The following is a 16,221-nucleotide window of genomic DNA, read 5'->3' as shown; positions in this document are numbered from 1 at the left end:
GCACCAACAAGCGGCGGAAGTTGGATGGCGCTCAGACCAGCGCCACTATAGCGAAAGCCAGAACAATCGCGATAACGTCTTCCGCCAGCCCCGCGGGTCGATCGCTGCCGAAGGCGGCGGCCATGCGGGCGCGCAATTCAGCGCCGCCGAGGGTGCCCAGAATCGCCCCTATGGCACCGGCGATCAATCCGCCGATCAGCGCGTCGCCCGAGATGACAAGCACGGCTCCAGCAAAGGCGCCGGTCACGATGCGGGCGCCAAATTGCATCGGCACCTTGCGGCTGGGTGTTTGCGGCAGTTGGTCGGTCACCAGCTCCACCACGGCCAGGATGGTGAAGATCCAGGGTGTTATCGCCGACCCCATGAACGACGCCCAGCTGTTGCTGAGGTCGATCCAGCCCAGAGCGGCCGCCCAACTGACCGCCGCCAGCGGGGTCACGGCGCGCAAGCCGGCAACAACGCCGATAAGAAGTGCGAGAAGGTAGATCATCGACGCCTCCAGCAACGATCCGCGGCAGACTGCCGCCCAGCAAGATTACTGCAGCCGGGAAGGCTTGTATCTAGGCCGATCCCAGTCAAAACAGGAAATAGCGTTGCGCCATCGGCAGCACGGTTGCCGGTTCGCAGGTCAGCAACTCTCCATCGGCGCGCACTTCATAGGTTTCGGGATCAACATCGATAACCGGGGTTGCCGTGTTGTGGATCATCGCTGCTTTGCCGATACCACCACGGGTATTGGTGACGGGCAACAATTGCTTGTCGACGCCCAGCTTGCCGCGCAAGCCGTCTTCATAGGCCGCTTGCGAAATGAAGGTGACCGATGAGTTGGTCACGAGCTTGCCGAAGGCGGCGAACATGGGTCGGTAATGCATGGGCTGGGGCGTTGGGATGGAGGCATTGGGGTCACCCATGGGGGCAGCGGCAATCGAGCCGCCAAGCAGCACCATTTCGGGTTTGACGCCGAAAAAAGCCGGGCTCCAGAGCACGAGGTCCGCCCGTTTGCCCACTTCGATCGAGCCGATATGCTGGCTCATGCCATGGGCGATCGCGGGGTTGATGGTGTATTTGGCGATGTAGCGCTTGACGCGGAAATTGTCATTGCTGCCCGTTTCTTGCGGCAATTGTCCGCGCTGCCGCTTCATCTTGTCGGCCGTCTGCCAGGTTCGGATCAGCACCTCGCCGACCCGGCCCATCGCCTGGCTGTCCGACGAGATGATCGAGAGCGCGCCCATGTCGTGCAGGATGTCTTCGGCCGCAATGGTTTCCTTGCGAATGCGCGACTCGGCAAAAGCCACATCCTCGGGAATGTTCTGGTCGAGGTGGTGGCACACCATCAGCATGTCGAGATGCTCGGCGATGGTGTTGACCGTATAGGGTCGGGTCGGATTGGTGGAAGAGGGGATCACATTGGGCAGCCCCGCCACCTTCAGAATGTCGGGTGCGTGCCCGCCACCGGCGCCTTCGGTATGGAAGGCGTGGATAGTGCGGCCCTTGAAGGCGCCGATCGTGTCTTCCACAAAGCCCGATTCATTGAGCGTATCGGTGTGGATCATCACCTGCACGTCAAACTCGTCAGCGACAGAGAGGCAGTTGTCGATGGCCGAGGGCGTGGTGCCCCAGTCCTCGTGCAGCTTTAGGCAGGATGCACCGGCCAGGATCATTTCGGCTAAGGGGGCAGGGCGCGAAGCATTGCCCTTGCCCGCTAGCGCCAGGTTCATCGGAAAGGCATCAAAGCTCTCGATCATCCGCCCGATATGCCATGCGCCGGTGCAGGTGGTCGCCAAAGTGCCATGCGCCGGGCCCGAGCCGCCGCCCAGCATGGTTGTCACCCCGCTCATCAGCGCTTCCTCGATCTGCTGGGGGCAGATGAAGTGAATATGGGCATCCATGCCGCCCGCCGTCAGGATCTTGCCTTCCCCGGCTATCGCCTCCGTGGAGGGGCCGATGATGATGTTGACGCCCGACTGCGTATCGGGATTGCCCGCATTGCCGATGGCAAAGATCCGGCCGTCCTTCAAGCCGATATCGGCCTTGTAGATCCCTGTTACGTCGACAACCAAGGCATTCGTGATCACCGTATCCACGGCGCCTTCTGCCCGGGTCCGCTGGGACTGGCCCATGCCGTCGCGGATCACCTTGCCGCCGCCGAACTTGACCTCTTCGCCATAGGTGGTGAAGTCCTTTTCCACCTCGATAAAGAGTTCCGTATCGGCCAGGCGCACCCGGTCGCCGGTGGTCGGGCCATACATGTCGGCATAGGTGGCGCGGGAAATGCGGGCGGGCATTGAAACGGCTCCGGTGGTGGGCGGCTGAGGGTTGGTCCGGCGATCAGTTCGACTTGGCGGGGCGCTGCTGGCGGTAAAAGGCGATGGCGCGTTCGATCAGCGTGTCGATCAGTTGCTCGCCTTGAGCCACTACGGGATCATCGGCATGGCTGCGCGCCAGGATCGACATGGAAAGGGCCTGGATGGCATAGGCCTGGTTGATCCGCCCGGCGCGCTGATGGGTGTCCATCTGGGTGCCGAATTCCCCAAGCACCGCGCGCACAAAGGTCATGTTCATGGCGGATTTGGCATCGGGCCAGGTTGCAACCCTGAGCTGGTCGGCGATGCCCTGCGCCAGATGGCCCAGCGTCAGCATGGCAGGCGCGCTGCGAATGCCATCCCCGTTGAGGTCTGCCATCACTGCTGCCAGGCGCCGCTTGAACTCTTCGCGCTGTCCCACTTCGGTCTCGCTCATAGTACCCCGCCGATCTGCCCGCGAAATCCATAGACCTGCCGGTCGCCGCCAAGCGGGATCAGCCTGATCTCTCGGGTTTGCCCGGGCTCAAAGCGCACGGCAGTTCCCGCTGCGATATCGAGCCGCATGCCGCGGGCTTGCTCGCGCTCAAAGCGCAGTCCCGCATTGGCTTCATAGAAGTGATAGTGCGAGCCGACTTGCACCGGGCGATCGCCGGTATTGGCCACTTCGAGCACGGTCACAGCAGCGCCGGCATTTAGTTCAACATCGCCGGGAACGGTGATGACTTCACCTGGAATCATGGACGGGACCTGTTGGTTCTTGGGCTGCCGAGCAGACTCGGCTCAGCGGATCGGTTGGTGGACGGTAACCAGCTTGGTGCCGTCGGGAAAGGTTGCTTCCACCTGGATGTCATGGATCATCTCGGCAATCCCTTCCATGACCTGGTCGCGGTTGACCACATGGGCCCCGGCTTCCATCAGTTCGGCCACCGGCCGCCCGTCGCGCGCGCCTTCCACGACGAAGTCGGTGATCAGCGCGATGGCTTCGGGATGGTTGAGCTTGACGCCGCGCTCCAGCCGCCGACGGGCGACGGTTGCGGCCATGGAGATCAACAGCTTGTCTTTTTCGCGGGGGGTCAGGTTCATCTGTTGTCCTATAGGTGCCACAGGCGCGGCACGCTGCCGGTCCCGGAGAGCTGGGCAAGAAGTGGAACAATTTGGCGCCGTAGCGCAAGCCCGCCTGGAGCGAGTGCGCGGATCACCAGCCGCTCGCCCACGACGCTGGCCGCGACGGGCCCGTCCAGATCCGCAATGGTTTGGCGCACTCGGGCAAGTTGGGCTTCGGCGGCATCGGCGCTCGCGGCGATGTGGAGGATCGTGGCAAAGGCGCGATGGCCGGCCAGCAGCGACAAACCTTCGCGCGGCAAGGATTCCGGCGTCAGCCGGTTCGCTTCGGCATGGATAAGGCGGCCCTCGCGCCGCACCCGCCATTGATCGGTCAGGGCGGCATGGGACGCGGTTTCTCCCATCGCATCGCGCCCGAGCAGAACCGCTTCAACAGCGGTGAGAGTGGCGCCGGCCTCCAGTTCGATGTCGATACGACGGTTGAGGGCGCTATGTTCAAAGAGAATGGTTTCCTGGGGCATCCAGTCCAGATGCGCGCCAGCGCGCACTTCGAGCCGGGCTTGCACCTGCGCAGGCCCGCCTAAGGAGCGATAGATGCGCTCGCAAGCCTGGGTGGTCACCAGCAGCTTGCCGTCCGGGGCCACCTGCGCCGACCAGGCCATTTGGTCGCCGCCGGTCAGGCCCCCCGCGGTGTTGATCAACACCGCTTCCAGATGCGGCCCATGGGTATTCGGCAGGCGGATCTTGGCGCAGCCTTCCTGACACAGCGTGTCGATCCGCGTCGCCCCGGCACGCTCCTTGGTGCCGAGCCGGCCGGCGCCGCGCGCGCGCTGCAATGGTGTATGAGCCAGGTCTATAATCGGCGAATGCTTCATCGTGACAGTTGAATGGGGCGAGCAACGATTTGCGGGGATCGGCGTTCTTTGGATGAGCACATGCTCTTACAGCACAAAAAATAAAGAGGAACCTTGCATGCGTACAAAGTCTCTGCTTTCAGCCGTTGCACTTGTCTCCGCCATGACGTTTTCTGGCTCCGCCTTTGCACAGACCATGTTCAACGGTGTTGAGCTGACCGGATCCGAGCTTGATGCTGTCCAGCAGCGCTGCACGCAGCTGGCAACCGCTGCCACCACCGAGTCGCTGACCGAAGATAGTGCTTCCGACGACGGCGACGGTGCTACGGAATCCACTCCTGGTGCCGGTGCGGATTCTACCCCCCAGGTCGAGAATCCTCCGGCCGCCAATGAAGTCGAAAATGCCGGCATCAATATCGACCTCGATACGATCACGCTGGAACAGTGCGAAGCTGCCGGTCTCGGCGAGTAAGCACTCCAAGCTTCTGCTTTAACGCCCGGCCTTGCCGGGCGTTTTTGTTTAAACCATGAGGTGCCTGCGCACCTCCGGCCGATCCAGATCGCTGGCAGGCCCCGCATGCTGGATCTCTCCTCGATCCATGACATAGATATCATCGGCGATCTCGCGGCAGAAATCCAAGAACTGCTCCACCAGCAGGATGGTCATGCCCTTTTCGTCACGCAGGAACTGCAGGGCGCGGCCGATATCCTTGATGATCGAAGGCTGAATGCCTTCCGTTGGTTCATCGAGCACCAGCACTTTGGGCCGGGTTACCAGCGCCCGCCCGATGGCCAGTTGCTGCTGCTGGCCCCCTGACAAATCCCCGCCGCGCCGGTTGAGCATGGATTTGAGCACCGGGAACAGCTCGAAAATGTAATCGGGAATGGTGCGCTCCGCGCGGGGAACGCTCGCGAACCCAGTTTCAAGGTTTTCCCGCACGGTGAGCAGGGGAAAGATCTCCCGTCCTTGCGGCACATAGCCGAGCCCCAGCCGCGCGCGCTTATAGGGCGGGGATTTGCGCAGCAGTTCGTCCCCGAGGGTGATGGAGCCTGCGGTAATATTGTTGATCCCCGAGATGGCCCGCAGGGTCGAGGATTTACCGACCCCATTGCGCCCGAGCACGGCGGTGATGCGGCCGGGCTGGCAGGTGATCGAGACGCCGCGCAGCGCCTGGGCTGCGCCGTAATGCAGGTCGATGGCGTCGATGGAGAGGGCGGTCATGCTCAGCGTCCCAGATAGCGTTCGATGACGAGGGGATTGGCGCTGACCTGCTCGAGGCTGCCTTCGGCCAGCACCGCACCTTCGGCGAGGCAGGTGACGCGCGAGCCCAGATCGCGCACAAAGCTCATATCGTGTTCCACCACTACCACTGAGCGGGTCGTGGCGATCTCGCGCAGGAGCTTGGCGGTTTCGGCGGTTTCGCTGTCGGTCATCCCCGCAACAGGCTCATCCACCAGCAGCAGCTTGGGATCCTGCGCCAGCAGCATGCCGATTTCGAGCCACTGCTTTTGCCCATGGCTCAGATTGGCGGCCAGATCATTCTTGCGGTGACCGAGCCGCACTGTGTCGAGGATGTCCTCGATCCGGGCGATGTCCGCGGCGTCGGCGGTATAAAACAGCGTTGCAAAGATGCCGCGCGGCTTGCTCAGCGCCATCTCCAGATTGTCCCAGACGCTCTGGCTTTCGAACACGGTGGGTTTTTGGAACTTGCGCCCGATGCCCAAATTGGCGATCGCCGCTTCATCGAGGCGGGTTAAGTCGGTGCGGCCATCGAACAGCACTTCGCCATCGTCGGGCCGGGTCTTGCCGGTAATGATATCCATCATCGTGGTCTTGCCCGCGCCGTTGGGGCCGATAATGGCCAGCATCTCGGCGGGATAAACGATCAGCGACAGGTTGTTGATGGCCTTGAAGCCATCGAAGGTGACCGAAACGCCGTCGAGATACAGCATGGTGCCGGTTTTGTCGGACATGGCTTACTCCGCCGCCTTGGGTTGAGGATCAAGGCCGGCTTCCAGCTGGATCGAGCTGGGCGTTTGCGGCTGGTGCTGCTCGCGCCTCGTCGTCAGGCTGCGATACTGTCCAAGCAGGCCGACAATACCCTTGGGCAGGAAGAGCGTGACGCCAACAAACAATGCACCCAGCGCAAACAGCCACAACTCGGGCAGGGCGCCGGTGAAATAAGACTTGCCCATATTGACGAGAATTGCCCCGATGATCGGCCCGACAATGGTGCCGCGTCCGCCCACTGCGGTCCAGATCACCACCTCGATGGAATTGGCGGGATCGAACTCGCCGGGATTGATGATCCCGACCTGGGGCACATAAAGCGCCCCGGCGATGCCCGCCATGACGGCCGACACCACAAAGGCAAACAGCTTCACATACTCAACCCGGTAGCCCAAAAAGCGCGTGCGGCTTTCGGCGTCGCGCACTGCCACCATCACCTTGCCGAGCTTGGAGCGCACAATGGTGGAGCAGACCAGCACCGAAAGGGCGAGCGCGATTGCCGTCGCGGCGAACAGGGAGGCCCGTGTCGTGGGCGCGGCAATCGGCTGGCCCAGGATGTCCTTGAAATCGGTCAGCCCGTTATTGCCGCCGAAGCCCATGTCATTGCGGAAAAAGGCCAGCAGCAGTGCATAGGTCATGGCCTGGGTGATGATGGAAAGATAAACGCCCGTGACCCGGCTGCGGAAGGCGAGAAAGCCGAACACAAAGGCGAGGATGCCCGGCACCAGCATCACCATCAGCATGGCAAAGGCGAAATTGTCGAAGCCCTGCCAATACCAGGGCAGTTCCTTCCAGTTCAGGAAAACCATGAAGTCAGGCAGCTGGGCATTGGCATAAACGCCGCGATTGCCGATCTGGCGCATCAAATACATGCCCATGGCATAGCCACCCAGCGCGAAAAAGGCCCCGTGCCCAAGCGAAAGAATGCCGCAATAGCCCCAGACCAGATCAAGGGCGAGCGCCAGCATGGCGTAGCTCAGATATTTGCCGAAGAGGGTCACGGCATAGTTGGGCACATGGCCGAACTGGCCCGGCGGGATCAAGAGATTGGCGGCCGGCACCAGCACCGCCAGCGCCACGAGAATGCCAATCAACCAGATCGCCTTGCGATCCAGCGCGCGAAACAAGGCCTGGGTCAGCATGGGCGGGCACTCCGGTATTGGTTGATCTGGCGCCGCCTACGAGGCTTTAGCACCCCTCCCCCTTGAGGGGAGGGGCAGGGGGTGGGGGTTCGGGCCATTCCGTTGGCTCGATGATGATGGTTGCGCCTGAACCCCCACCCTCGATCCCTCCCCTCAAGGGGGAGGGAGGCGCATGCCCGAAGTTCCACAAGCAACCGCATAATCACGCCTCTACCGACCTTCCCTTGAGCGCGAATAGCCCGCGGGGCCGGCGCTGGATAAAGAGGATGATCAGCACCAGGATCAGGATCTTGCCGAGCACTGCGCCGGCATAGGGCTCGAGAAACTTGTTGGCGATCCCGAGGGTCATGGCGCCCACCAGCGTGCCCCAGAGATTGCCGACGCCGCCGAACACCACGACCATGAAGCTGTCGATGATGTAGCCTTGCCCCAGATTGGGCGAGACATTGTCGATCTGGCTGAGCGCCACCCCCGCGAGCCCGGCAATGCCCGAGCCGAGGCCAAAGGTCATGGCATCGACAAAGGGGGTGCGGATGCCCATGGCCGAAGCCATGCGCCGGTTCTGGGTGACGGCGCGCATCTGCAGGCCCAAAGCCGTGCGGTTGAGCACCACCAGCAGGGCGACGAATACGACAATGGCAAAGACGACGATCCAGACTCGGCTCCAGGTCAGCGACAGCCCGTAGAAATCCACCGACCCCGACATCCAGCTCGGATTGCCGACCTGCCGGTTGGTGGGGCCAAAGATCGAGCGGACGGTTTGCTGCAGGATCAGCGACAGGCCCCAGGTCGCGAGCAGCGTTTCGAGAGCGCGGCCATAAAGCCAGCGGATCACGCCTCGCTCGATGGCAATGCCGATAAGGGCGGTCAGGAGAAAGGCAAGGGGCAGGGCGATGGTCAGGGAATAGTCGAACAGATGCGGCGCGTTCTGGCGGATCACCTCCTGCACCGCAAAGGTGGTGTAGGCGCCCAGCATCACCATCTCGCCATGGGCCATGTTGATGACGCCCATGACGCCAAAGGTGATGGCGAGACCGATGGCCGCCAGCAGCAGCACCGAGCCCAGCGACACGCCGAACCAAACATTTTGCAGCGCCGCCCAGGCGGCTCGATCACGCTGGAGCCCATCAAGGCTCGATTGGATGGCGGGCTTGAGGTCGTCGGGCGCACTGGCCAATGCCGATGTGAGGATGGTGATCGCATCGCGGCTGCCGGAAGCCGCGACGGTGGCTGCGGCCTGCTGCTGGTCTTCAAAGCTCACATCGTCGGATTTGAGCAGGATCACCGCGCGGGCCAGCTCCATGGTGGTGCGGATCTTGGGATCGGCTTCGCTGGCGAGCGCGGTGTCGAGCAGGTCCAGATTGGCTGGATCGGCATCGCGTAAAATGGATTGGGCAGCCGACAGGCGCGTGCCCGGGTTGTCGCTCAGCAGCGTCATCTGCCCGATAGCCGTACGGATGGTGCGCCGAAGCGAATTGTTGACGCGCACCTTTTCGGTGTCGCTGCGCGCAACCTCGCCGAGCGCGGCACCGGTCACCGGATCGGTCAGGGCATAATTGCTGCCGTTGCGCTCGACAAAGGCCACCTTGCCGGTGGCTTCCACCGCGTAAAGATCGCCTTCCCCCAGGACTTGCAGCACCGGCACGGCGCGCGGGTCGCCGGTGGCCACCAGCGCGGCGATAGCCGCTTGCCGGTCACCATAGTCACCGGGATAAAGGGCATCCACCAGCGCGGAGAGTTGCTCGTCGGGTGCCTGGGCGAAGCCGGGTGAGGAGAAGGAGACGAGGAGCGCCAAAAGCAGAGTCAAACGAGCGGCCAAGGAGCGCCAGTTCCACTGACGGTTTAACCGCAAGCCGAGGCTGGCCGTCTTGCTGCCAGACCGCTCGCCGATTAGGCTGCCCTCGATCATGCTCATATGCTTTGCTCCGCCTAGACAGGAGCGAAGGCGGCAGACCGCCTTCGCCAGCTCAGGTTGGGGTGTTACTGGGCGGCGACAGCCGCGCCGCAACTCTTGGTCTGGGTGTTGTAGTTGCCGCAGTTGATGGGCGCGGTCCAATCGGCTTCCAGCACCGCCGACTCGGGCAGGAAGTCCGACCAGGCATCGCCCGGGACCAGGTCTTCGGTTTCCCACACGACGTCGAACTGGCCGTCGTCCTGGATTTCGCCGATCAGCACCGGCTTGGTGATGTGGTGGTTGGGAAGCATCTTGGCGACGCCGCCGGTCAGGTTGGGCGTTTCGAGCCCGACAATGGCTGCGATCACCGCATCAGCCTCGGTGCTCTCGGCCGCTTCGACCGCCTTCACCCAAAGATTGAAGCCGATATAGTGCGCTTCCATCGGGTCATTGGTGACGCGATCCTCGCTGCCGATGAACTCGTGCCAGGCGGTGATGAACTCCTCGTTCTCGGGCGTATCGACCGACATGAAGTAGTTCCAGGCCGCCAGGTGCCCGACCAGCGGCGTGGTGTCGAAGCCCGAAAGCTCTTCCTCGCCCACTGAGAAGGCCACGACCGGGATGTCTTCAGCCGCGACGCCCTGGTTGCCCAGTTCGCGATAGAAGGGGACATTGGCGTCGCCATTGATGGTCGAGACCACAGCGGTCTTCTTGCCCTCCGAGCCGAAGGTGACGATGTCGGAGACAATGGTCTGCCAGTCGGAATGACCGAAAGGCGTGTAGTTGATCATGATGTCTTCCTGCGCGACGCCCTTGTCGAGCAGGTATTGTTCAAGGATCTTGTTGGTGGTCTGCGGATAGACATAGTCGGTGCCGGCCAGCACCCAGCGCTCCACGCCTTCGTCGTTCATGAGGTAATCGACAGCCGGGATCGCTTGCTGGTTGGGGGACGCGCCGGTGTAGAACACGTTGCGCTGGGACTCTTCGCCTTCATACTGCACGGGATAGAACAGCAGCCCGTTGAGCTCCTCGAACACCGGCAGCACCGACTTGCGACATACCGAGGTCCAGCACCCAAATACGGCATCCACTTCATTGACGGTCAGCAGTTCGCGCGCCTTTTCGGCAGCCAGCGGCCAGTCCGACGCGATATCGACTACGACCGGCTCGATCTGCTTGCCCAGCAGGCCGCCCTTGGCGTTCTGCTGCTCGATCAGGAACAGCATGGTGTCCTTGAGCGTGGTTTCGGAGATCGCCATCGTGCCCGAGAGCGAATGGAGGATACCGACCTTGATGGTGTCGTCTTGGGCGAAAGCGGGGACCACCGCCGCGCCCAGTGTGATGCTCGCGCCCAGGCCCAGTCCCGCGATCAGGCGGTTTACTTTTGTCATGCTTACCTCCGGCAGATGATTGCAGCGAGGTAATTGCAAAGCCTGTGCCAGCAGCTCGCGGCGGCGGCTAAGAGACTGATTCAAATACAGGCTCACCGGCAACTACTGGCCGGTGTCTGCCCAGCTGCGGTGGGCGCGTGCTGCATTTGTAAGCAGGCCTCCAAGGGTGCGATTATATTTTAGGCGCTGCCCGTGACTGCTGCTGAATTGCGCATAACAGTCGCTGTTCACGAAATTTCAGCTGGCGCAAAACGCGGGAACATTTCACCGGGCAACCCGTTCTTCCAGCAAGCTGCAGCCCCGAGGATCTGGTGGCCGGCAGGAATTGGTGATGGCCCGGTGCCGCGCCAAATGATCGGCGGGCGCTGCAAAGGCTGACGCTCCTTTGCAGTGCCTCCGGTGGGGGCGTGAGGCTTTGGTCTCGCGCCCCTTTTTGATGTTCGCTGCCTCGCTTCGGTAGGCATTGCGCCGCCATTTTGTGCAACAGAGCTCGCTGGCGCGAAATGGTGCAGTTTCTGCTTGCGCCTCGCTGTGCCGTGCGCTTGACTTCCCCCAACATTGTTGAGGGACAAACGCATGTTCAATCGCCGACACTTCACTGCTTGTGCAGCTGTTACCGCCACCCTGGCCGTTACTGGCTTTGGCAGCCTGCCCGCCTGGGCGCAGACTTCGGTCAAGCTGACGCTCGACTGGCGCTTCGAAGGCCCTGCTGCCGGCTTCCTTTTAGCGCAGGACAATGGCCACTTTGCCGCCGAAGGGCTCGATGTCACCATCGACACCGGCAACGGCTCGGTGGAAGCCATTCCCCGCGTCGCCACCGGCGCCTACCAGTTTGGCTTTGGCGACATCAACTCCCTGATCAAGTTCCTCGACGAAGATCCTGCCCAGCCGGTCAAATCGGTCATGATGGTCTATGACAAGCCGGTGTTTTCGGTGGTCGGCCGCAAGTCGCTGGGCGTAACTGACGATCCCAAGTCGCTGGAAGGCAAAAAGCTCGGCGCCCCGCCGCCTGATGGCGCTTTCGCGCAGTGGCCCGCCTTTGTGGAAGCCGCCGATCTCGACACCTCCTCCATCACTATCGAAAGCATCGGCTTTCCCGTGCGCGAGCCGATGCTGGCTTCGGGCGATGTGGATGGCGTCTTCGGCTTTGCCTTTTCAGTGATCCTGAACCTTCTCGCCAATGGCGTGCCGGAAGACGATATCTCCACCATCCTCTTTGCCGATCACGGCCTTGAGCTTTACGGCAATGCCATCCTCGTCAATGAAACCTTCGCCGAAGAAAACCCAGAGCTGGTGACCGGCTTCCTGCGCGCTCTCGCCAAGGGCTTTGCCGATGCCGTGGCTGATCCCGCTGCTGGCGCCGCGGCCGTTCTGGCCCGCAACGAAACGCTCAACATCGATACCGAAACCGCCCGCCTCGAAATGGCCAATGAGATGAACATCAAGACCCCTTACGTGGTCGAGAACGGCTTTGGCGGCATCGATGAGGCGCGGCTCGCCGCTTCCATCGAAACCCTCAAGATCTCCATGGATCTCAAGGGTGCCGTCACCGCTGCCGATGTGTTCGACCCCAGCTATCTGCCGCCCGCGGCCGAGCGTATGCTGCCCTGATAACAACAACCACGGGGTGGTCCGGCGCGCCGGGCCATCACCACCGACGGGGGAGAATGCATGGCGCTGGTCAGCATTGAAAACGTGGATATGCGCTATGGCGGCCCGGACGGCACGCTCGCCGTATCCGGCCTTTCCATGAACATCCAAAAGGGCGAGTTCGTGGCCGTGGTTGGGCCCTCGGGCTGCGGCAAGTCCACGCTGATGAAGCTTGTGACGGGTCTCCATATTCCTCAAGCCGGAGACGTAGTCGTGGCCGGCTCGCCAGTGACCAAACCCGTCTCCATCGTGGGCATGGCCTTCCAGAACCCAACCATGCTGCCCTGGCGCACCACGCTCGAGAACATCCTCTTGCCGCTCGAAATCGTCGAGCGCCACCGCCATCGCCTGCGCAGCCACAAGCGCGACTATGTCGAGCAGGCCGAGCAATTGCTTGAAACCGTCGGGCTCAAGGGCTTTGGCTCGAAATTTCCCTGGCAATTGTCGGGCGGCATGCAGCAGCGCGCCAATCTCTGCCGCGCGCTGATCCACCAGCCTGAATTGCTGATGCTGGACGAACCTTTCGGCGCGCTGGATGCCTTTACCCGCGAAGAGCTCTGGTGCGTAATCCGCGACCTGCATGCCGCGCAGGGCGTCACCATCGTGCTCGTCACGCACGATCTGCGCGAGTCAGTGTTTTTGGCCGACAAGGTCATGGTGATGAGCGCCCGGCCGGGCCGGGTCATTGCCGAGCACCGGGTGCCTTTCGCGCGCCCGCGCCAGCTCGACATCATGTACCAGCCGGAGTTCAACGAGATGGTGCAATCGCTCCATGGCGAGATTGCCAGTGCGCGGGTGGCGGCATGAGCGTCATCACCCAGAACACCGCCGTTGCCGGCACCCCGCCGCGCCCAGCCTTCCGCATCAACTGGATCCGCCTCGCGCCGCTGCTCTACACCATCGGGCTCTTCGTGCTGTGGGAGATCGGGGTGCGCCTGTCCGGCCTGCCGCACACCATTCTGCCCGCGCCCTCGCGCGTATTCGAAGCGATCGTGCAGTATTGGTCGCCGATCTGGAAGAACTCGCTGCAGACGCTTTACACCACGACGCTGGGCTTCCTGATCGCGGTGGTGGCGGGGCTCGGCATTGGCCTCTTCATCGGCTGGTCCAAGACCATCTATGCCGGGCTGTACCCGATCATGATTGGCTTCAACGCCATCCCGAAAGTGGCGCTGGTGCCCGTGTTGGTGATCTGGTTCGGCATCGGCACGGTGCCCGCCGTGCTGACCGCCTTCCTGATCTCGTTCTTTCCCATCGTCGTCAATGTCGCGACGGGGCTTGCCACCATCGAGCCGGAAACCGAGGACGTGTTGCGCGCACTGGGTGCCAAGAAGCTCGACATCATGCTCAAGGTCGGTATTCCGCGCTCAATGCCGTACTTCTTCGGCTCGCTCAAGATCGCCATCACCCTGGCTTTTGTCGGCTCGGTGGTCAGCGAAACCGTCGCCTCCAACAATGGCCTCGGAAATATGATGGCCTCGGCGCAGTCCAACTTCAACGTGCCGCTGGTGTTTGCCGGCCTCTTGATGCTCGCCGTTGAAGGCATCGCCATGTATGCGCTGATGGCGTGGCTGGAACGGCGCATGACCGGTTGGGCGCACCGCTCCACCATGGCGCAATAGGCAAAAAAAACGGGCGCCGAGGCGCCCGTTGTTCTATTCGGCTGTCGCTTCGATCACGGCGCAAGCGATGCGATCGCCCGAATTGCCCGATGGATCGGTCTTGTAGTCGTCGGCGCTGGCATGGATCACCAGGGCGGTGCCATCGTCATCGAACACGTAGGCGTCGTCACCTTCCTCCAGCGAAATCATCTCGGTGGAAAGCTCGATGTCTGCCATGCCATCGGCATCAGCCGTGATGTTGGGCAGGTCACCGGCATGCGGCCCTTCGGGATTCTCGGTGCCGTGCTGATGCTCGGTTGGGTTGAAGTGCGAACCCGCCGATTCAAACGCGGTCGAGGCATCGCAATCGCCCGTTTCGTGGAAGTGGAGGCCGTGCTCGCCCGGGGTGATGTCCATCACATGGCCAACAATGCTCACGGCATCGCCGTCCTGGGTGAGCGTCACCGAGCCCACTTCATTGCCCGAGGCATCGATGAATGTGGCTGCAGCCGTAGCGGTGTCCTGCGCCTGGGCGGGCAGGGCGGCGGCGAGAGCGAAGGCGCTGATCAGAACTAAGCGTCGCATGGTGTTTCTCCATTTTTGCGTTGAGGCATAACGGCACTCGCGTGGCTCTGTTCCGCTTTCAGTGCCGCTCGCCCCCGCAGCGCAGCCAGCAATAGCCGAAACGAGGCAAGGTGAGTTTGGCGCCGCTGTTGAAAGGTGTGCGATTATCCGCGTCCGAAAGCAGGGGCACAAAGTGCTCGATGCCTTCGATCTCGAGCGGGAAGCTCACTGGCTTGTCGGTGAAATTGTGCAGTGTCACCACGTGCCCGCCGCGCCAGCGATAGCTCATCGCCAGCACCTCGTCGGTGCCGAGGTCAACCACCTCGAACTCACCCCAGCCAATTTCCGGGGCCGAGCGGCGAGCCGCGATCATGCCGGTTACAGCGTGCAGGAGGGAATCGGGGTTGCTGATCTGCTCGGCTACGTTGATCCGCTCGCAGCCATTGGGTCCCTTCTCGGGCACATGCCGAAACAAGGCAGCCGCCTCGGCCGTCGAGAAACCGCCATTGCGCTGGTCGCTCCACTGCATGGGCGTGCGCACCGCTTCGCGCTCTTTGAGGGACAAGTCCTCGCCCATGCCGATCTCCTCGCCATACCACATCACCGGCGTGCCCGGCAGCGCGAACATCAGCGATTGCGCCATGCGGATCAGCGCCTGATCGTTGCTGAGCATTGGCGCCAGGCGTCGGCGGATACCGCGACCATAGAGCTGCATATTGGTGTCGGGCGCAAAGGCAGCGAACACTTCGCCACGCTCGGCTTTGGTCAGCCGCGCCAAGTCCAGCTCGTCATGATTACGCAGGAAACTGGCCCATTGCCCCATGCCATTCGGATCGGGCCGGTGCATCAGCGCTTGGCGCACCGGCGCGGCTGTGTGGCGGGCCAGCGACAGGAACAGCGTCTGGTTGACCGGAAAGTCAAAGATCATGCTCATCCGGTTGCCGCCGTCGAAATAATCTTCAGCCAGCTCGTATTCAATATTGGCTTCCGCCAGCAGCACCGAGCCGGCCCGGCGCCAAGTCATGAAATCCTTCATGTCGTTGAGTAGCGAGAACGGGTCCTGCGTGCCCCCATTGGGTAGGCCCATATCCTCGATCAGGAACGGGACAGCGTCGACCCGGAAACCCGATACGCCAAGCGCCAGCCAGAAACCCATGATCTTGAGGATCTCCGCGCGAACCTGCGGATTGGCAACATTGAGATCGGGTTGATGCTTGTAGAAGCGGTGCAGATACCAGGCGCCCGCCTTGCGATCAAAGCTCCAGATCGCTTCCTGCACGCCCGGAAACACCACGCCCTCGGTGATGTTGTCGGGCTTTTCCTTGCTCCACACATACCAGTCGCGAAAGGGCGAGTCCTCGCTTTGTCGCGCCGATTGAAACCACGGATGATCAATGGACGTGTGGTTCACCACCAGGTCGATGATCACGCGCATGCCCCTGTCCTGGGCTGCCTGCATGAACTCGACGAAATCACCCAGATTGCCGTAGCGCGGATCGACCCCGTAGTAATCGGTTATGTCATAGCCGTTGTCGCGATTGGGCGAGGGGTAGAATGGGTTTAGCCAGATGCAGTTGACCCCCAGCCGCTCCAGGTGATCGAGCCGGTGCGCCAGCCCGGCGAAATCCCCAACGCCGTCGCCGTCTCCATCCATGAAGGTTTCGACGTCAAGACAATAGATTACGGCGTTCTTGTACCAAAGATTGGCAGTCATGGCGGCTCCCTGAACAACAGGGGGCGCAACGGGGC

The 16,221-nt window shown here is 62.2% G+C and carries 17 protein-coding genes; 4 read left to right on the top strand and 13 right to left on the bottom strand.

What is annotated here, in order from left to right; translation table 11 throughout:
- Positions 1–31: 31 nt before the first annotated feature.
- From HRU92_RS08550 to HRU92_RS08525, 6 genes are all read right to left on the bottom strand, one after another.
- The gene (locus tag HRU92_RS08550; RefSeq protein WP_172123684.1) at positions 32–490 is read right to left on the bottom strand and encodes a DUF4126 family protein; all 459 of its coding nucleotides are present in this window, start codon (positions 488–490) and stop codon (positions 32–34) included.
- Between the two features lie 85 nt (positions 491–575).
- Positions 576–2,285, bottom strand: a complete 1,710-nt coding sequence (gene ureC / locus HRU92_RS08545; RefSeq protein ID WP_173088039.1) for an urease subunit alpha — start codon at positions 2,283–2,285, stop codon at positions 576–578.
- 43 nt (positions 2,286–2,328) lie between these two features.
- On the bottom strand, positions 2,329–2,739 hold the full coding sequence (locus HRU92_RS08540) for a hypothetical protein (protein WP_127753597.1): 411 nt from the start codon (positions 2,737–2,739) through the stop codon (positions 2,329–2,331).
- Entirely contained in the window at positions 2,736–3,041 is a 306-nt protein-coding gene (locus HRU92_RS08535) for an urease subunit beta (protein WP_173088037.1), read from the bottom strand. Before HRU92_RS08535 ends, HRU92_RS08540 begins: the two co-directional genes overlap by 4 nt.
- Before the next feature lie 42 nt (positions 3,042–3,083).
- Entirely contained in the window at positions 3,084–3,386 is a 303-nt protein-coding gene (locus HRU92_RS08530; protein ID WP_127753595.1) for an urease subunit gamma, read from the bottom strand.
- 8 nt (positions 3,387–3,394) lie between these two features.
- Positions 3,395–4,240 (bottom strand): urease accessory protein UreD, encoded by an 846-nt coding sequence (locus tag HRU92_RS08525; protein WP_172123682.1) that lies wholly within the window; start codon positions 4,238–4,240, stop codon positions 3,395–3,397.
- Positions 4,241–4,337: 97 nt separating this feature from the next.
- Between HRU92_RS08525 and HRU92_RS08520 the strand changes: the two genes are divergently transcribed.
- Positions 4,338–4,691, top strand: coding sequence for a hypothetical protein (locus HRU92_RS08520; RefSeq protein WP_127753593.1), 354 nt, complete (start codon positions 4,338–4,340; stop codon positions 4,689–4,691).
- 48 nt (positions 4,692–4,739) lie between these two features.
- On the opposite strand, the gene urtE is transcribed toward HRU92_RS08520, so the two are convergent.
- From urtE to urtA, 5 genes are all read right to left on the bottom strand, one after another.
- Positions 4,740–5,441, bottom strand: a complete 702-nt coding sequence (gene urtE, locus HRU92_RS08515) for an urea ABC transporter ATP-binding subunit UrtE (RefSeq protein WP_127753592.1) — start codon at positions 5,439–5,441, stop codon at positions 4,740–4,742.
- 2 nt (positions 5,442–5,443) lie between these two features.
- Positions 5,444–6,193, bottom strand: a complete 750-nt coding sequence (gene urtD, locus HRU92_RS08510; RefSeq protein ID WP_172123681.1) for an urea ABC transporter ATP-binding protein UrtD — start codon at positions 6,191–6,193, stop codon at positions 5,444–5,446.
- A gap of 3 nt (positions 6,194–6,196) precedes the next feature.
- The gene (gene urtC, locus HRU92_RS08505) at positions 6,197–7,372 is read right to left on the bottom strand and encodes an urea ABC transporter permease subunit UrtC (protein ID WP_172123680.1); all 1,176 of its coding nucleotides are present in this window, start codon (positions 7,370–7,372) and stop codon (positions 6,197–6,199) included.
- Between the two features lie 202 nt (positions 7,373–7,574).
- Positions 7,575–9,287 (bottom strand): urea ABC transporter permease subunit UrtB, encoded by a 1,713-nt coding sequence (gene urtB / locus HRU92_RS08500; RefSeq protein ID WP_248307059.1) that lies wholly within the window; start codon positions 9,285–9,287, stop codon positions 7,575–7,577.
- A 65-nt stretch (positions 9,288–9,352) separates the two neighbouring features.
- Entirely contained in the window at positions 9,353–10,657 is a 1,305-nt protein-coding gene (urtA, locus tag HRU92_RS08495; RefSeq protein WP_173088035.1) for an urea ABC transporter substrate-binding protein, read from the bottom strand.
- Positions 10,658–11,233: 576 nt separating this feature from the next.
- On the opposite strand from urtA, the gene HRU92_RS08490 reads away from it, so the two are divergent.
- The 3 genes from HRU92_RS08490 to HRU92_RS08480 all read left to right on the top strand — a co-directional run bounded on the left by HRU92_RS08490 (position 11,234) and on the right by HRU92_RS08480 (position 13,929).
- Entirely contained in the window at positions 11,234–12,268 is a 1,035-nt protein-coding gene (locus tag HRU92_RS08490; RefSeq protein ID WP_172123678.1) for an ABC transporter substrate-binding protein, read from the top strand.
- Positions 12,269–12,358: 90 nt separating this feature from the next.
- Entirely contained in the window at positions 12,359–13,114 is a 756-nt protein-coding gene (locus tag HRU92_RS08485; protein WP_172125060.1) for an ABC transporter ATP-binding protein, read from the top strand.
- Positions 13,111–13,929, top strand: coding sequence for an ABC transporter permease (locus tag HRU92_RS08480; RefSeq protein WP_127753587.1), 819 nt, complete (start codon positions 13,111–13,113; stop codon positions 13,927–13,929). The genes HRU92_RS08485 and HRU92_RS08480 overlap by 4 nt, the downstream gene beginning before the upstream one ends.
- Positions 13,930–13,962: 33 nt before the next feature.
- Here HRU92_RS08480 and HRU92_RS08475 read toward each other — a convergent pair whose 3' ends face one another.
- Positions 13,963–14,493, bottom strand: a complete 531-nt coding sequence (locus tag HRU92_RS08475) for a superoxide dismutase family protein (protein WP_172123677.1) — start codon at positions 14,491–14,493, stop codon at positions 13,963–13,965.
- A gap of 58 nt (positions 14,494–14,551) precedes the next feature.
- Positions 14,552–16,186 carry an alpha-amylase family protein gene (locus tag HRU92_RS08470; protein ID WP_127753585.1) on the bottom strand — a complete coding sequence of 545 codons (1,635 nt, stop codon included), beginning with the start codon at positions 16,184–16,186 and terminating at the stop codon, positions 14,552–14,554.
- Positions 16,187–16,221 lie beyond the last annotated feature (35 nt).

It is taken from the genome of Devosia sp. 1635, from assembly GCF_013185955.1.
In the GTDB taxonomy this organism is placed as follows: Bacteria; Pseudomonadota; Alphaproteobacteria; order Rhizobiales; family Devosiaceae; genus Devosia.
This window is presented reverse-complemented; position numbering and strand designations above follow the sequence as displayed.

Excerpts from the sequence above, each read along its gene's own strand:
- HRU92_RS08550 (WP_172123684.1), bottom strand. The coding sequence starts at position 490 with ATGATCTACCTTCTCGCACTTCTTATCGGCGTTGTTGCCGGCTTGCGC.
- ureC (WP_173088039.1), bottom strand. The coding sequence starts at position 2,285 with ATGCCCGCCCGCATTTCCCGCGCCACCTATGCCGACATGTATGGCCCG.
- HRU92_RS08540 (WP_127753597.1), bottom strand. The coding sequence starts at position 2,739 with ATGAGCGAGACCGAAGTGGGACAGCGCGAAGAGTTCAAGCGGCGCCTG.
- HRU92_RS08535 (WP_173088037.1), bottom strand. The coding sequence starts at position 3,041 with ATGATTCCAGGTGAAGTCATCACCGTTCCCGGCGATGTTGAACTAAAT.
- HRU92_RS08530 (WP_127753595.1), bottom strand. The coding sequence starts at position 3,386 with ATGAACCTGACCCCCCGCGAAAAAGACAAGCTGTTGATCTCCATGGCC.
- HRU92_RS08525 (WP_172123682.1), bottom strand. The coding sequence starts at position 4,240 with ATGAAGCATTCGCCGATTATAGACCTGGCTCATACACCATTGCAGCGC.
- HRU92_RS08520 (WP_127753593.1), top strand. The coding sequence starts at position 4,338 with ATGCGTACAAAGTCTCTGCTTTCAGCCGTTGCACTTGTCTCCGCCATG.
- urtE (WP_127753592.1), bottom strand. The coding sequence starts at position 5,441 with ATGACCGCCCTCTCCATCGACGCCATCGACCTGCATTACGGCGCAGCC.
- urtD (WP_172123681.1), bottom strand. The coding sequence starts at position 6,193 with ATGTCCGACAAAACCGGCACCATGCTGTATCTCGACGGCGTTTCGGTC.
- urtC (WP_172123680.1), bottom strand. The coding sequence starts at position 7,372 with ATGCTGACCCAGGCCTTGTTTCGCGCGCTGGATCGCAAGGCGATCTGG.
- urtB (WP_248307059.1), bottom strand. The coding sequence starts at position 9,287 with ATGAGCATGATCGAGGGCAGCCTAATCGGCGAGCGGTCTGGCAGCAAG.
- urtA (WP_173088035.1), bottom strand. The coding sequence starts at position 10,657 with ATGACAAAAGTAAACCGCCTGATCGCGGGACTGGGCCTGGGCGCGAGC.
- HRU92_RS08490 (WP_172123678.1), top strand. The coding sequence starts at position 11,234 with ATGTTCAATCGCCGACACTTCACTGCTTGTGCAGCTGTTACCGCCACC.
- HRU92_RS08485 (WP_172125060.1), top strand. The coding sequence starts at position 12,359 with ATGCGCTATGGCGGCCCGGACGGCACGCTCGCCGTATCCGGCCTTTCC.
- HRU92_RS08480 (WP_127753587.1), top strand. The coding sequence starts at position 13,111 with ATGAGCGTCATCACCCAGAACACCGCCGTTGCCGGCACCCCGCCGCGC.
- HRU92_RS08475 (WP_172123677.1), bottom strand. The coding sequence starts at position 14,493 with ATGCGACGCTTAGTTCTGATCAGCGCCTTCGCTCTCGCCGCCGCCCTG.
- HRU92_RS08470 (WP_127753585.1), bottom strand. The coding sequence starts at position 16,186 with ATGACTGCCAATCTTTGGTACAAGAACGCCGTAATCTATTGTCTTGAC.